Raw genomic sequence first — 15342 nt, 5'->3', positions numbered from 1 at the left:
GCTTTGATATCTGCAAAGTGGGGGGTCATGTTTCGGTTTTTTGAAGATTTGATCGATCCTTTCGCCGATTACCGCGAAATTGATCGCCCACCGCAACGGCTTTGGCCTTTTCTACAGACCTATTGTCAACCGTTTAAATGGGTCTTCCTGCTGGCTTTCACCGCCTCGGTTTTGGTGGCTGGCAGCGAAATCGGATTGATCTATGCGCTGGGATGGCTGGTGGACCAGTTGCAGGGCGATCGCGCAGAAACGCTGCAGCGCCTTGGACCGGTTTTAATCGCCTTGGCGGTGTTTATATTGCTGATCAGGCCAATACTTACCTTTTTCGATACCGCATTGGTGAATAATACGATCCTCACCAATATGGCCACATTGGTGCGCTGGCGCGGGCATCGCCACGTAATGCGCCAATCTGTGGGCTGGTTTGAAGGCGATTTTGCCGGCCGCATCGCCAACCGCGTGATGCAAACGCCCCCTGCTGCGGGCGAAGTGGCCTTTCACGTGTTTGACGCAATGAGCTATGCGCTGGCCTATGTGATCGGCGCTTTCTTCTTACTGATGCAGGCAGATATTCGCCTTACCCTGCCCTTGGTGCTTTGGTTCGGGCTCTATTTGTTACTGCTGCGCTTCACGGTAAAACGCGTTGGCCCCGCTTCAAAAGCTTCATCAGATGCGCGATCCGAGTTGAACGGGCGGGTCGTGGATGCGTATACCAACATTCATTCGGTAAAATTATTTGCCCATGAGGGCGAAGAAATCGCCTTTGCCAAAGCGGGCATCACGCAAACCCGCGACACCTTCATCAAGGAAATGCGGATTTATACCCGCATGGATATTTTATTAAGTCTGATAAATGGCTTTTTGATCGTGGCGGTGATCGGGTGGGGGATTGCGCTTTGGGCGCAGGGCAGCGCCAGTGCTGGGGTTGTGGCGGCAGCGTCAGCGTTGGTTTTAAGGCTGAACAGCATGAGCAATTGGATCATCTGGGCCGTCGCCTCATTTTTTCGCGAATTGGGCGTGGTGGCCGAAGGCATGCAAACCTTATCACAACCCGTCACCTTAATTGACCACCCGAACGCGCAGACCTTACAACCACAAGAGGCCAGGATTGAAATAACCGAGCTGTCGCATCATTACGGCCGGGCTCTTGGTGGATTGGAAGGTATCAATCTAAGCATTCCAGCGGGTCAGAAGCTGGGCCTTGTGGGGCGCTCTGGCGCAGGAAAATCAACTTTGTTCAAGCTTTTGCTCCGGTTTTATGACGCTGAGTCCGGCCAGATTTATATTGATGGGCAACGCATAGACCTGGTGAAGCAAGACAGTTTGCGCCGCCATATCGGCATGGTCCAGCAAGAGAGCAGCCTGATGCACCGCTCAGTGCGCGATAATATCCGCTATGGGAATAACGCCGCCAGCGAGGCGCAAGTGATCGCGGCGGCCAAGCAGGCCGAAGCGCATGACTTTATTTTGGACCTCGAAGATCCAGAAGGGCGTTGCGGTTATGAGGCGCATGTCGGAGAGCGCGGCGTAAAGCTTTCCGGCGGGCAGCGCCAACGTATTGCCTTGGCCCGGGTGATTCTGAAAGACGCCCCCATATTATTGCTCGATGAAGCCACCAGCGCGCTGGACAGCGAAGCCGAGGCGGCCATTCAGACAACGCTTTACAGCATGATGGACGGCAAAACGGTGATTGCGATCGCGCATCGATTGTCTACGATTGCGCATATGGATCGAATTCTTGTAATGGATCAGGGGCGGATCGTTGAAGAGGGCAGCCATGAACAGCTGCTGGCAAAAGGCGGGCTTTATGCCGGGTTTTGGGCCCATCAATCGGGTGGGTTCCTTGATGTGGATGCAGCGCAGTGACACCTTTGGCAAATTGGATCTCGCATCACGCCAAAAGTGATCAGGCGCCGCCGAAAACATTGCTCGCCTTCCTGCGCTGGGCGTTGCGGGGCAGCGAGCCGGTTTTGCTGTTATCAGCCGCCGCCTCGATCACCGCCGGCATCGTCGAAATGTTAAGCGGCTTGGTGTTAGGCTTGGTGATTGATGCCAGCATGGCCAGCCCGCGTGAGGCGTTGTTTTCAGAAAATTTTTGGATGCTGGGCGCTGCCATCGCGTTTTTCTTATTGATCAGGCCTCTGGCCTTCGGTGCCAGCTCGATCATGCAAAGCTATGTGGTGGCGCCGAATGTGCATAATCTGGTACTCTCGCGTTTGCACCGTTGGGTTTTGGGCCATTCGGTCAGTTTTTTCGACAATGATTTTGCCGGGCGGATTGCGCAAAAAGAAATGCAAACCGCGCGCGCAGTAACCGATGTGGTGATCGAAATCCTACACACGGTTTTATTTGCGCTGGCCTCTGTTCTGGGGGCCTTGGCGGTTTTGGGTGCCATAAACCTTTTTATGGGCTCGGCGCTTTTGCTTTGGATTTTAAGCTATGTATTGGTGATACGGCATTTCATGCCACTGATCCGGGCCCGATCCGCGGCGCGGGCAGGGGCGCGGGCAAACGTGACCGGACAAGTGGTAGACACAGTAACCAATATCAAAACTGTCAAGCTATTTGCCCATGCGGGCCATGAAGATCAGGCCGCCCTATCGGCAATGGAGGGATATCGCAACGCCGCGCTTGGCCATGCGCGGGTTTCGGTTGTATTTCGCTTCTGGCTTATGGGACTGGCCGGTATTTTGCCAATCGTGCTGGTTGGCAGCACGCTGGTCAGCTGGTCGCAAGGCAATGGATCGGTGGGCATGATCGCCACGGCGGGTGCCGTGTCTTTACGGCTGGCGCAAATGACCGGTTGGGTCAGCTTCACGCTGATGGCGCTTTACGGCAATTTGGGCGAAGTGGAAAATGGGATGAAAACCTTCACGCCTGCGCATGATCTAACCGATGACCCTGCGGCGCAACCGTTAAAAGTAACGCAAGGAGCAATCACTTTTGATCAAACCTCTTTTGCCTATGGTCGCGAAAAAGGCGGAATTGAAAATATCTCTCTGACCATTCAGCCGGGCGAAAAGCTGGGGATTATAGGTGCCTCTGGGGCGGGGAAATCCACTTTAATTACTTTGCTTTTGCGGCTTCACGATCCCGAAAGCGGTCAGATCCTGATTGATGGTCAAAATATCCAACAGGTCACCCAAGAAAGCCTTCGCCGCGCGATCGCCACAGTGACGCAAGAAACCGCAATGTTTAACCGCGCGGCGCGCGATAATATCCTTTACGGTCAGCCAAGTGCCAGCGAGGCGCAAATGCGCGCCGCCGCTCAAAAAGCCGAAGCGGATGCTTTCATCCAAGATCTTGAAGATTTTAAGGGCCGGCGCGGCTATGAGGCCCATTTGGGCGAGCGCGGGGTAAAATTATCCGGCGGGCAGCGCCAGCGCATCGCCTTGGCGCGTGCAATTTTGAAGGATGCACCCATTTTGGTTCTGGATGAAGCAACCAGCGCGTTAGACAGCGAAGTCGAGGCATATATTCAAGACGCGCTCGATACGGTGATGGAAGGCAAAACCGTGCTGGCAATTGCCCATCGCCTCTCAACCATTGCGCGTATGGATCGCATCATCGTTCTGGATCAAGGGAAAATCATCGAAGCCGGCAGCCATGCCAACCTATTGGCGCAAGGCGGGCTTTATGCGCGGTATTGGAACCGCCAATCCGGCGGCTTTATTGGGTTGCAACCGGCGGCCGAATAAAAGGCGCAATTGGTCCTTTTAACGGGGCCGCCCATCCTCTAAAGCAAAACCATGCAAGAGTTTACGATTAAACGCATGGGTCATCTGGGCGATGGCATCACCGAAACGAGCCTTTTCGCGCCGCGCACGCTGCCGGGCGAACTTGTGCAGGCCAACCAACAGGGCCAAACCTTGATGGACAGGCGGATCCTAACGCCCAGCTCAGATCGCGTATCGCCGCCCTGCCCGCATTTTAAAACCTGTGGTGGCTGCCAAGTTCAGCATGCATCTGACGCGTTTGTAGCCCGGTGGAAAACCGAAATTATCGGGCAAGCTTTGGCTGCACATGGTCTAAAAACGCAGATGAACCCCATCCTCACCTCACCGCCCAACAGTCGCCGCAGGGCAAGCTTTGCTGTGCGGCGGACCAAAAAAGGCGCGTTGATCGGATTTCACGCGCAGGCATCGGATCAAATCGTTGAAATTCCAAATTGCGCGCTTTTACACCCGGATTTGCTGAAAGCGCGCCCCGTTCTGGAAGCGCTTGCCCATCTTGGGGGCAGCCGCAAATCGACGTTGAAAATACAGGCAACCCAAGCAGCCGCTGGCTTAGATCTTTTGGCCACTGGCGGCAAACCATTGGATGATGCATTGCGCGTCAGTTTGGCCGCCGCCGCGCTGAAATACCGGCTGGCGCGGCTAAGCTGGAACGACGAAATCGTTGCAACCCTCTCGCCGCCTGAACAACGCATTGGACCGGCCAAAATCACACCACCCCCGGGCAGTTTTTTGCAGGCCACCCAACATGGGGAAACCAGCCTGATCGAAACAGTAGGCAACATTCTGAAAAGCGCAAGCCCTGTGCTTGACCTATTCAGCGGATGCGGCACATTCAGCCTGCCCTTGGCGCAAATGGCTGAAATTCATGCGGTTGAGGGCGAGGCAGATATGTTGGCAGCGCTTGATAAAGCTTGGCGCAAAACGCAAGGCTTGAAGAAAATCAGCCATGAGAAACGCGATCTATTCCGCCGCCCCCTTTTGCCCGATGAACTGAATAAATTTGAGGCCGCCGTCATCGATCCGCCGCGCGCGGGCGCAGAAGCGCAGGTGACAATGCTGGCCAAAAGTACAATTAAAACTCTGGCCTATGTATCCTGCAACCCAGTGAGCTTTGCTCGGGATGCAAAAATATTAACAGATGCCGGCTATAGTTTAGAGGCCGTGACCCCCGTAGATCAGTTTCGTTGGTCTTATCACGTAGAATTGGTAGGGGCATTTCACAAAGCGACAGCATGAATTTACTTTGAAACCTCTCAAATTGTGGTAAAAGGCGTCAAAAAACAGGCATATTTATGGTTTTAAAACGGTTTTTCTTTCCCCTATGCGGGGTGCTTCTGCTGAGTGGGTGCTTGAATTTTTCTGATTTTACGATGTCAGGAAAATCGTCCCTCACCAACGATGTAAAAATCACCAGCATCAGCGTGGATAAATCGGCCCGCCGGATGTATCTGCTATCAGATGACACAATCATCCGCAGTTATCGGATTGGTCTAGGGTTTACCCCAAATGGTCACAAATCATTGAGAGGGGATGGAAAGACCCCTGAAGGCCGATATTACATTGATCGCAAAAACCCAAACAGCAAATTTTATCTGTCTTTAGGGATTTCATACCCGAATGCGCAGGATCGTGCCTATGCCCAAAGCGTGGGTGCTTCGGCAGGCGGCGATATCTTTATCCATGGACAAAACAAAAAGCCGCGCTTTTGGAAACGCGATTGGACCGAAGGCTGTATCGCCGTAAAAGATCACGAAATTCAAGAAATTTATGCTTTGGTGCCTATCGGCACCCCAATCTTAATCACTCCGTGATGGGGGCTTGTGGCGCGGGGCTGGCCCCTAAAACCATTGCCCACCAGATCTTTCCATCCGCTTCTTGATGCCAAGCCAAACCCAACTCATCGGCTTTGGCATCTAAAATAATGCGACGCGCACCTTCATCTGTCATCCAAGCGGCCAGCGTTTCCAGCTCAGTCTCGTAGGTTTCCGATATCACCTCGCCAACCAACTGCCCAGAATAGCCAACCCTCACCAGCCGGTCGATGGGCGATGATGCATCCGACCCAAAATGCCATGGGCGGTCTTGCACAGACATATCGCGGGCATGCGTGGCCGCGGCAGCCGTTAAGCTGGCATTTAAATTTACCATATCGGCGCCGCGCGACTGACGCAGCGCATTTACCCCGTCTAGCATACGAAATTTAATAATTGCGGGCTCAACTTGAGATAAAAAATAAGGTTTGGGTACGGGCTTACCATCTGAGGCCATCTGGGGCACATCGCTGACACAGCCCGCCGTAATCATAATAACGATCAACGCGGCAAAGTTTAATCGAGCCATCTATCCCTCGGATAATTTAGTAACAGTTGGGTGTCCTTACTATGTCTGCCGTTGCCAATCAAACCCAGTTTTGCTTTATCTTCACAAACGCTTGCTCAGATGTTGAAAAACCAGCACAAGCTGCATATTTCACAAAAAGCTTGTATAAGGCTGGAAATTTTAAGGATCTCGGCATGACAAATTTAACCAGACGCCATTTTATCCATTGCAGCGCAGCCTTGCTGGCCACCCCCGCGCTTGCTCAAGAGGCTGATGATAGCTCAACTGAAATTGAACAGGAAATTTCTCAAGGCGTGCGCCATAATGTCTCCAGCTTCCGAACATTAGAGTGGCAACCTTATTTCTCAAATTTAAAAAACGGGGCGGTGCTGGTTGATATCTCATCGCGCGCGCTGCATTTTTGGTCTGAAGATGAGAATACGTATAAATTATACCCCTCTAGCGTTCCCATGACAGACGATCTGACGCGTCGCGGCCGCACCTCGATCACGCGAAAGGTGACTGGGCCCAGTTGGCGGCCCACCCCTTCGATGAAAAAACGCAATCCGGAATGGCCAGATTTTATTGGCCCGGGCCCGGATAATCCGCTGGGGTCGCATGCTCTATATTTAAGCTGGCAATATTTTCGAATTCACGGCACCCATGATACGCGCAAAATCGGGCGGCGCTCTTCTAATGGATGCATTGGTCTTTATAATGAGCATATCGAAGACTTATTTCAACTTACCAAAATAGGAACGCAGGTCTTACTGATCTGAAAATAGATCTCTTTTTGCGTTGCGCTTATTTCCTTCAGCCCAAATGCCCACGAAGGCCCGTCTGTCAAGGCCCTTTGCATGGATCAATTGGTCGCCCATTTAGATTTTTAAAGCACAAGCCAGCACAGCCCACATTGACAAGCGCATAGCCGCAGACTTAAAGCGGGCAAGCAATTGAAACCTTGGATCTGCGCAATGGCCGACTGTACCATTCAATTTGAAAATGTCAGCCTAAGCTTGAATGCGCGTAAATTGCTAAATGGGGTTTCGCTTGATATTCAAGAACAGCGCGTGGGCGTGATCGGGCGTAACGGATCGGGCAAAACCTCTTTTGCACGCCTGCTCTCTGGCCTGTTGGCCCCTTCATCAGGGCGGGTACGCGTCAACGGGAATGATCTGTTTAAACACCGCGCTGCGGCGTTGAAAACTGTTGGCATTCTGTTTCAAAACCCGGATCATCAAATCATTTTCCCCACAGTTCTTGAAGAACTCAGCTTCGGCCTGACGCAACAGGGGCAGCGCAAAGCCGAGGCGATGCAAAATGCCACCAAAATCCTACAGCAGTTTGACCGGCTTGACTGGGCTGAGCGCACGATTGCAACACTTTCTCAGGGCCAGCGCCACTTGGTATGCTTGCTGTCGGTTTTGGCGATGGCACCCCCGCTGCTGGTTTTAGACGAACCCTTTGCTGGGTTGGATTTGCCCACAAAAACCTATTTACAAAACCTTCTCTACGGACTTGATCAATCGGTGCTGCACATCACGCATGATTTGCAAGCCCTTGCGGAATATGAGCGCGTGATTTGGCTGGAAAAAGGACAGGTTGTGGGCGATGGGTTGCCCAAGCATATTATTCCAAACTTTGAAAACGCAATGGCGCAGATAGAACAGATCTGATGCTGGCGCTCACAACCCCCTATCAAACGATTTTTCATCGCTGGCCCGCTAGCCTGAAAGTGGTCATGCTGCTGACCCATACCACCGGATTAATGTTGATCCAAACTCAAATGCTTTTGCTTTGCGCCGTGGGTCTCCCTTTTTGTCTTATCGCCAGTCAAGGTAGGGGATATCTTTGGTTCAGTTTAAAGCTGCTTCGCCCGCTTTGGCCGTTCGTTGCGATTATTCTCATCTGGCATTTCTACACGGCTGATTTGCAATCCGGCCTGTCTATTATTCTTAAACTGGCAGCGGCCTTCACCTTCGCCAATCTTGTGACCACCACCACCTCTCTTGCCGATTTCAGTGCGTTGATCGAAAAAGCCATGGCACCTTTTGACGGAAACGGAGCCCAGGGTAAAAAGCTTGGTTTGATGATTGCTCTGACATTGCGCTTCATTCCCGTTTTCGTCGAGCGGGCCAGCCTGCTGCGTCTTGCCCATCGCGCGCGCAGCACCAAACACGGCACTTGGCGGATTATTTTTCCGCTTGCCCTTAGCGCGCTTGATGATGCAGAGCATGTTTCAGAGGCTTTGAACGCCCGCGGCGGCGCAGCACCCAGATGATTGGAAAAAAACATGGATAAGAATGTTGTTTTGGTGTCGCTGTTTGCAGCGGTGATCGCGGCTTTGGGCTTAATTCCCAAAATCACCCTAATTAGCGGCGTGCCCATCACCGCGCAAAGCTTGGGGGTCATGCTCTGCGGTACCATTTTGGGCGCGCGCGCGGGCGCGCAAGCGGCCTTGTTGTTTCTTGGCTTAACAGCGCTGGGCTTGCCTCTTTTGGCCGGTGGGCGTGGCGGTTTGGCCGTGTTTGCCTCGCCCAGCGTTGGGTTCCTAATCGGATTTCCGATCGCCGCCTTTGTCACCGGATGGAGCATGCAGCACTTAGCGCGGTTTTCCATTGGCCCAGCCAGCGCCCTGGCCGCCCTGCTTGGCGGTATTATTGCGCTGTATATTCCTGGCGTTATTGGCCTATCCATAATGATCGATAAGCCGCTTTTGGCTTCATTGGCTTTGGTGGCGCCGTTTTTACCTGGCGATGTGATCAAAGTCATCCTCTGCGCCGTGATAACGCGCGCGATCTATACCGCACGCCCGCAGATGGTATTGGCAAAATCACTCCAGTCAGCGCCGGATGCGGCTGCGCAAACGGCAGAGAACCCACCCCAAAAGGACATTGCGCGTTAATCGCCGCTTTGCAAAAGCAAGGCGCTGCCTAAGCCGCCCGCAGCGGCAATGGCAGCCAGCCCGATTTGCCCTGCGCTTTGGCGCAAATCATGAAACAAACGCACGGCCAGAATTGCCCCCGAAGCGCCAATCGGATGGCCCCGCGCAAGCGCGCCGCCTTTGATATTGCACCGCGCCGGATCTAATCCAGTCTCTTGAATGCAAGCCAGCGCTTGCGCGGCATAGGCCTCCATCATTTCAACCTGAGCAAGATCGCGCGCGCCCACACCGCCCTTTTGAAGGACCTCGCGAATGGCCGGAACCGGTGCCAGCGCGGGAAAAGCCGGATCGCTGGCCAAAGCCGCGCTTTGTAAAATTGCAACCGATGGAGCAGCGATCTGCGCAGCAATCCGATCCGAGACCACCAAAGAAAACGCCGCAGCATCAGCCGCAACAGCGCTGTTGGCATGCGTAATGCTGCCCGATAATATTGGCGCTCTGGCGCATAATTCCGGGCTTAACCTGCGGGTATAACTGTCATGATCTAGGTTTTTGGGGCCCAGCGCTACGATCTCAACAGCCAAAGCCTTTTGCGCTGCTTGGGCCTTTTGATGGCTTAGCCTAGCCCAAGCATCCTGCGCCGCGCGATCGATCCCCATCTGCTGCGCAACCTGATCCGCCGCAATATCCATATCCGGATCTTGATCCGCAACCGGCGCAAAAGCGGGGCGATCATAGGGCAATGCCAAAGCTGCACCATGCCGGCTGCGCAACCGAATCGGGCGCTGCGAATAGGTTTCAACGCCGCCCGCCAAAACAATCTCAGCTTGCCCCGATACAATCATCGCGCGCGCCAGCGCCAGCGCATCCAGCCCGCCACAACATTGACGATCGATGCTATAACCGCCAATGCGCTGCGGCAAATCAGCCGCCAGCGCCACCAATCTGGCAGGATTGCCGCCAGCGCCCAGCGCGTTTGATACGATAATCTCATCAACCTGCGCCGCGCCAATTCCAGCATCCCCTAAAACGGCCCGGATCACCGGTGCCGCAAGCGCATGCAACTCAAGCGTTGCCAAATCACCGCCCCGCGGTGCAACCGGACTGCGGCGCGCGGCCACAATATGCGCCGAACGCTGCATTATACGGCCTCAATACATAGGCGTTTCAACGCTTGAAGATCCGGTTTTCCCGAGTTTAAGACCGGCCATTGCGCCAGAGGTTTCAAGACATATTTGGCCGGGCGCGCCCGCAGCGGCAAATGATGCGAGGCCCAAGCTTGAAGATCTTTTGGCAGCGCGCCCGATCCGGCGGCAACCACCGCAACGATCACCGCGCCGCGTTTGGCATCGGGGCACGCAAACACCACAGCCGCCTCAATAGCAGTATGTTGAGACAATTTGGCCTCAATAACCTCTGGATAGACGGTTTGATCCGCCACTTGAAACGCACGCGCGCGCCGCCCCTTTAAATACAGATACCCCTGCGAGTCTTGATATCCTATTTCGCCTATCGACAACCAATCATCGCGCCAGATGACATCAGGATCCGCCCCAGACCTATATTTGGAAAACACATAAGGAGAGCGCAGCCAAATATCTCCCGCGCTTGCGCTTGGGCAGGGCGCACCTTGGCCATCGCGTATTGCAAGCGCGACCCCGGGATAGGGCCTGCCCACAGAGCCCAACGGCGTAGTCCGATCCGATGCGCAAATAAAGCTGGCCTCGCTGGTGCCAAAAAACTCAGTAATCTCAGCCGCAGGGGCGCAGCGCTTTAACTGCGCGCGCGTCTCCTGATCCAGCGCGCCACCACCCAGCATCACATGCCGCAATGCCTCCAAACCGGTATTTTGGCGCTTCACATTTAAGAGCAGCCGTATTTGCGTAGGGGTCGCATAGAGCACATTAACACCCGCGCTTTGAAGCTCTGACAATTGCCGGCGTGGGCTGACGCCCCCCAAAGGGTGGTAAATTGCGCCAATATGCAAAGCCTCAATGGCCCCATATAAGGTTAAGGAATGCTGCAAATCACCCAGCGTGGCATAGCGCAGCGGCGTCTGTTGGGCGAATTGACGGGCATGCAGTTGAAAGGTTGCAATCCAACTGGCGCAGCGGCGCTGGATCACCTTTGGGGCCCCGGTTGTGCCGCCGCTCATCGCGCAAAACTCAGAATTGGCGTTTGCGCCAAGCACCGCCTCAACCCGCCCAGCAGCGCAAATCAGCGGCATGGACTGGTGGTTTAAAAGATCGAAAAACCTACAGATAGGATGCGCCTCAACCGCGGCTGAAAAGTGATGCTGCGGCTCGTCAAGGCAGGTTCCATCTGGCAAAATAAGCTGCGCATCTGCATGCCAGCGAAACCGCGCTTCCGGCAAAGGAGTCTTCGAGGCAGGCGCGTTCAACAAATTATCAACCCCCGCAGATGGTCATATCTGACGCCAGATCAGAACAGGCCTTCTTCTTTGGCGATCAAAGCGGCCTGCGTACGATTGGCCGCACCAATTTTGCGGTAAAGTGTTTTCACATGCAATTTAATCGTTGGTTCTTGCAAATCCAAATCTCGCGCGATCTCCTTATTTGATTTGCCTTTCGATAAGCCTTCAAGAACTTGTAATTCGCGCCTTGAGAGCTTTTGAGCCAGAGGGTTGGGCGCCACGGTTGGATCATCCGCGGTCATAAAATCAATCGGGGCGTATTTTTCCCCCATCGCCATAAATCTTACCGCGTTAACCAACGTTTTCGCGGCCAGCGTTTTGGGCACAAAACCCGCAGCTCCAAAAGAAAGCGCTTCTTCGGCCACAGAGCGCGATGCTATGCCAGACATCAAGGCAACCGGACTACCACCGCTGGCTTCCATGGCACGTTTCAAACCATTCAAACCTGCCATACCTGGCATGTTGTAATCCAACATGATCAAATCGAATTTTTCTTCGCTTTGTATAAGATCCAACGCCGCATCAAGCGTTGAAGCAAGCGCAGTATCAATACTTCCCTCTGAAGCTAAGAACATCGATAAGGTTTCTCGCAGGAGATCGTGATCATCCGCTATTAGAATTCGCATTTAGTCTCTTTCGCAATTTATAGTTCTTTTTCCCTATCACCACTTATACTCAGAACGCACTTCTAACCTAGCAACGCATTTACTTGGGCTTTCTATTGGCCCACCCATAAGGCTTTTTGTCTATATTACAAAGTATATCACAATTCACAATTGGTCTTTTAAGGCGTTTTCTAAGGGAAACTATTTGAAAAGCGCGGACCTTATACCCCACAATTTGGACAAAATCAGATGAGCCTGACTCAATTATGTAATAAGACAGTCAATATCGCATCAAAATTCCCAGTCTGTATATGTTTTAATATCTATATATACCACAGAGTATAAAAAATGTAGTTTTTCTTTACGTCTATATGCTTTAGTTGTTATATTTTGATTATTATTGATAGTTTTAACACGGTGGTTTTTTAAATCACAGATCGTGCTCAAAGCAAAAACAAAGCAGCGGATCGCGCATATTAAGGTCATAAACCGTACGATGGTTCATTTTTTTGAACAAAACAAAGCCACAGAAAAGGCGGATAATAACCGGCTTTTTTATATCGTTTGGGGAAAAAAGCCTGAACGTAGCGCGGCGGATGCATCTGTCACAAGACCCGCCCAATGATATTAGAAGGGCATCATAAAACCAAGCAGGGGCCAGGTTCATGTAAAGGCTCTCTATTGTTACGACGCCGCTGCGCTAGATCAAGCCTTCTGTCGGTTGATGCGTAATGGGTGGTCAGCCAGCATCTTTGAATCCAGATCCATCCTTCAAGAAACGACGGGTTGGTATCGCGGCTTTGCTGGCTTTGGCGTTGGCTCTTATCGGGTATGTAACGGTTGAAATAAATCACAAGGCGCGACTTTTTGGACAGCCCGCCGCCGAAGAAAGTTTAGGGGCCTTCCGACAGCTCAGCGTACAATATGCATTTCTTGTCTTAAGCGCGCATCAAGCATCAAGCGACCCGGTCAGTGAGCTTAAAAGATTGCGAAAAGAATTTAAGTCATTTCACTCCAAATCGGAATTGCTTAGCGCATCGCAATATTATCAAGATCTTCCACGAACACATCCGCTGAAACTAAATATAAATAAAGTGCAAAAGTTCCTATCCGAAAATGCGCCTCTTATTGAGCAATCAAATGCACAGCTTAAAACGACGCTTCCAAATTTAGTAAAAGACTTACGAAACCTTCAAACTCCCATTAAAATTATCTCTGAAGTGCCTGCAAACAGCTTGATCGCATCACCACAGGCAGAGAGTGCCCTAACGCCATGGATCTATCTGCGATTGGCCCTTTTAACCATCTTGGCAGGGTTTTCGATAAGTCTAGCCGCCATTTTAATAGCACGGCAAAGGGCCGCGCGCGCAACGCCAAGCACCAAAAAAGACACTCAAATTCCGCGCCCAGAAAGCCTTGCGGCCAGCGCCCACGACGCCGTTCTGAACCTCTCAAAAGACGGTATTATCACCGAGTATAAAAACAATGCCGGACCCGTGTTCGGATATACCAAAGAGGAAGCATTAGAGCGTAATATCGAAGATCTCCTTATACCGCCAAAATTGTTAAACCGGTATCGAAAAGAACTGAAACCCTTTGCCCTAAGCCCTATCGCAACGCCAGAGCATGCGCAGCGGTTCAAAGCGTGGCTGCAGCGCAAATCGGGCGAAACCTTTCCAGCGGAAATCTCCTTTCAGCCAATCGCCCCAGGGGCGCGTTCGCGCATCTCTGTTGTTATTCGCGATCTTACCCAAGAAAAAGCAAAGCAAAAAAATATCATCAATGCCCTGAATGTTGCGCGGCAAAGCGAGCAGCAAAAAACCGCCTTTATCGCCACCAACAGCCACGAAATGCGTAACCCGCTGCAAGGGCTTTTGGGGGCATTGAAACTGTTAAACGACACGGATCTTTACCCTATACAAAAACGCTATGTCGAAACGATGGATGCCTCGGGGCGGATGCTTTTGGCACAAATAGAAAATGCACTCGACATTTCAAAAGTGAATGAGGCGCAAGCTGAGCTTAGAGCAGATCCTATTCAATTGGACCAACTGATTGCGGAAGTGATCACCAGCCATGCCGCTTTAAGCGATGAAAAAGGCAATGAAATCCGGCACCAATGGGTGCATTCTGCAGCACCGGATATCCTTGGGGATAAAGTGAAATTACAGCAGATTCTTCTCAATCTGCTCAGCAATGCCACGCAATTCACCCGCGATGGAAAAATCTTGATCGAAACCGAGATAATGACACAAAGCCCGGATGCGATCATCGTCGAGTTTCGCGTGCGTGACACCGGCATCGGTATCACCCCTGATCGGCTTGGCCGTATTTATGATGATTTTGAAACCTCGAACCAAGCCAATGCGGATTTTTCGGCCAGTACCGGCCTTGGGCTTGGCATCGTGCGCCGGCTTGTAGATTTAATGGGGGGTCAACTGAGCGCGGAAAGCGCCTTTGGAGAAGGCTCAACATTTTTGTTTCGTATCGCCTTCAAACCGCACCTGCCAGCTTTGGAAACGCCGCTGAATCTGGCAAGGTTCGTCAATCATCTCAGCCCGATCAACATCTTGATGGTGGAAGATAATGAGATTAATCGCTTTATCCTGCAGGAAATGCTTAAGCTTGAAGGGCATCAGGTCACCGAAGTAAAAAACGGCAAATGTGGCGTAGAGGCGGCGGCAAAACAAAAATTTGACCTCATTCTTATCGATATCAGCATGCCGGTCATGGATGGGATAGAAGCCTCAAGGCGTATCCGCTCAAGCGGGTGCGCCTCTGCAAATACACCAATTATTGCCGTGACAGCGCATGCTATGCCCGACGAAATCGATGAATTCTTGGCAGCTGGAATCAACGATAAAATCATCAAACCGATCGACAGACGCATATTGCTTGAAAAAATTCGGCTCTATTGCCCACAATCTGCGCCGAAAAAAGATCCCCTCACAGATCGCGACGCAAGCGGAAAAATTGCAATTTTGGACCAGCCTCATATCCAAGATATCCTGACCCAACTGGGCGCTGATAAATTACAAAATTTGATGCAGCAATTTATCCATGAAACTGATGAAATGTTGAAATTGCTGGACCCAACTGATGCGGGTTCAAAAGGCAAGCTGACCAAGGAAACGATTGAATTGGTCCATCGAGCGGCCGGATCAGCGGCCGTGCTTGGGGCTTTAGCGCTGCATCAAAAGCTTAATATGATCGAGCTGGCTGCTCGATCTGATAGGGCCGATCAAGTGTCACACCTCATCGAAAACATTGGGGTGATTTGGAACAAAACCCAATCAGAATTGGCCGCATCGATCGCCCAAAAGGCGCGTTGAAATCACGCAGGCTGTAATGAGAATTATTCTT

13 protein-coding genes are annotated in these 15342 nt (G+C 52.1%); 9 read left to right on the top strand and 4 right to left on the bottom strand.

Annotated features, from left to right (window positions below; all coding sequences use genetic code 11):
* Positions 1 to 27 precede the first annotated feature (27 nt).
* From UM181_06130 to UM181_06115, 4 genes are read left to right on the top strand one after another with little or no spacing between them, the layout of a single operon-like run.
* The gene (locus UM181_06130; protein ID WQC64178.1) at positions 28 to 1866 is read left to right on the top strand and encodes an ABC transporter ATP-binding protein; all 1839 of its coding nucleotides are present in this window, start codon (positions 28 to 30) and stop codon (positions 1864 to 1866) included.
* Entirely contained in the window at positions 1863 to 3698 is a 1836-nt protein-coding gene (locus UM181_06125; GenBank protein WQC64177.1) for an ABC transporter ATP-binding protein, read from the top strand. Before UM181_06130 ends, UM181_06125 begins: the two co-directional genes overlap by 4 nt.
* Before the next feature lie 51 nt (positions 3699 to 3749).
* The gene (locus tag UM181_06120) at positions 3750 to 4973 is read left to right on the top strand and encodes a class I SAM-dependent RNA methyltransferase (protein ID WQC64176.1); all 1224 of its coding nucleotides are present in this window, start codon (positions 3750 to 3752) and stop codon (positions 4971 to 4973) included.
* A 56-nt stretch (positions 4974 to 5029) separates the two neighbouring features.
* Positions 5030 to 5548 (top strand): L,D-transpeptidase family protein, encoded by a 519-nt coding sequence (locus tag UM181_06115; protein WQC64175.1) that lies wholly within the window; start codon positions 5030 to 5032, stop codon positions 5546 to 5548.
* Here UM181_06115 and UM181_06110 read toward each other — a convergent pair.
* On the bottom strand, positions 5538 to 6041 hold the full coding sequence (locus tag UM181_06110) for a CAP domain-containing protein (protein WQC64709.1): 504 nt from the start codon (positions 6039 to 6041) through the stop codon (positions 5538 to 5540). The two genes, UM181_06115 and UM181_06110, sit on opposite strands and share 11 nt — an antisense overlap.
* 209 nt (positions 6042 to 6250) lie before the next feature.
* On the opposite strand from UM181_06110, the gene UM181_06105 reads away from it, so the two are divergent.
* The 4 genes from UM181_06105 (at position 6251) to UM181_06090 (ending at position 8961) form a co-directional block, all read left to right on the top strand.
* Entirely contained in the window at positions 6251 to 6835 is a 585-nt protein-coding gene (locus tag UM181_06105; GenBank protein ID WQC64174.1) for a L,D-transpeptidase, read from the top strand.
* A 195-nt stretch (positions 6836 to 7030) separates the two neighbouring features.
* Complete coding sequence (locus tag UM181_06100) at positions 7031 to 7732, top strand: ABC transporter ATP-binding protein (GenBank protein WQC64173.1); 702 nt, start codon at positions 7031 to 7033, stop codon at positions 7730 to 7732.
* Positions 7732 to 8337, top strand: coding sequence for an energy-coupling factor transporter transmembrane component T (locus UM181_06095; protein WQC64172.1), 606 nt, complete (start codon positions 7732 to 7734; stop codon positions 8335 to 8337). The genes UM181_06100 and UM181_06095 overlap by 1 nt, the downstream gene beginning before the upstream one ends.
* 12 nt (positions 8338 to 8349) lie before the next feature.
* Complete coding sequence (locus UM181_06090; GenBank protein WQC64171.1) at positions 8350 to 8961, top strand: biotin transporter BioY; 612 nt, start codon at positions 8350 to 8352, stop codon at positions 8959 to 8961.
* Here UM181_06090 and UM181_06085 read toward each other — a convergent pair.
* From UM181_06085 to UM181_06075, 3 genes are read right to left on the bottom strand one after another with little or no spacing between them, the layout of a single operon-like run.
* Entirely contained in the window at positions 8958 to 10082 is a 1125-nt protein-coding gene (locus tag UM181_06085) for a thiolase family protein (protein ID WQC64170.1), read from the bottom strand. The genes UM181_06090 and UM181_06085 overlap by 4 nt on opposite strands.
* Positions 10082 to 11344 carry an AMP-binding protein gene (locus tag UM181_06080; GenBank protein WQC64169.1) on the bottom strand — a complete coding sequence of 421 codons (1263 nt, stop codon included), beginning with the start codon at positions 11342 to 11344 and terminating at the stop codon, positions 10082 to 10084. The genes UM181_06085 and UM181_06080 overlap by 1 nt, the downstream gene beginning before the upstream one ends.
* A gap of 38 nt (positions 11345 to 11382) precedes the next feature.
* Positions 11383 to 12000: a response regulator transcription factor gene (locus UM181_06075; protein WQC64168.1), complete on the bottom strand. Its 618-nt coding sequence runs from the start codon at positions 11998 to 12000 to the stop codon at positions 11383 to 11385.
* A 710-nt stretch (positions 12001 to 12710) separates the two neighbouring features.
* Here UM181_06075 and UM181_06070 point away from each other — a divergent pair.
* Positions 12711 to 15311 carry a response regulator gene (locus UM181_06070; protein WQC64167.1) on the top strand — a complete coding sequence of 867 codons (2601 nt, stop codon included), beginning with the start codon at positions 12711 to 12713 and terminating at the stop codon, positions 15309 to 15311.
* The last annotated feature ends 31 nt before the right edge of the window (positions 15312 to 15342 follow it).

The organism is Alphaproteobacteria bacterium US3C007 (genome assembly GCA_034423775.1).
GTDB lineage: Bacteria > Pseudomonadota > Alphaproteobacteria > Rhodobacterales > Rhodobacteraceae > Thalassovivens > Thalassovivens spotae.
This window is presented reverse-complemented; position numbering and strand designations above follow the sequence as displayed.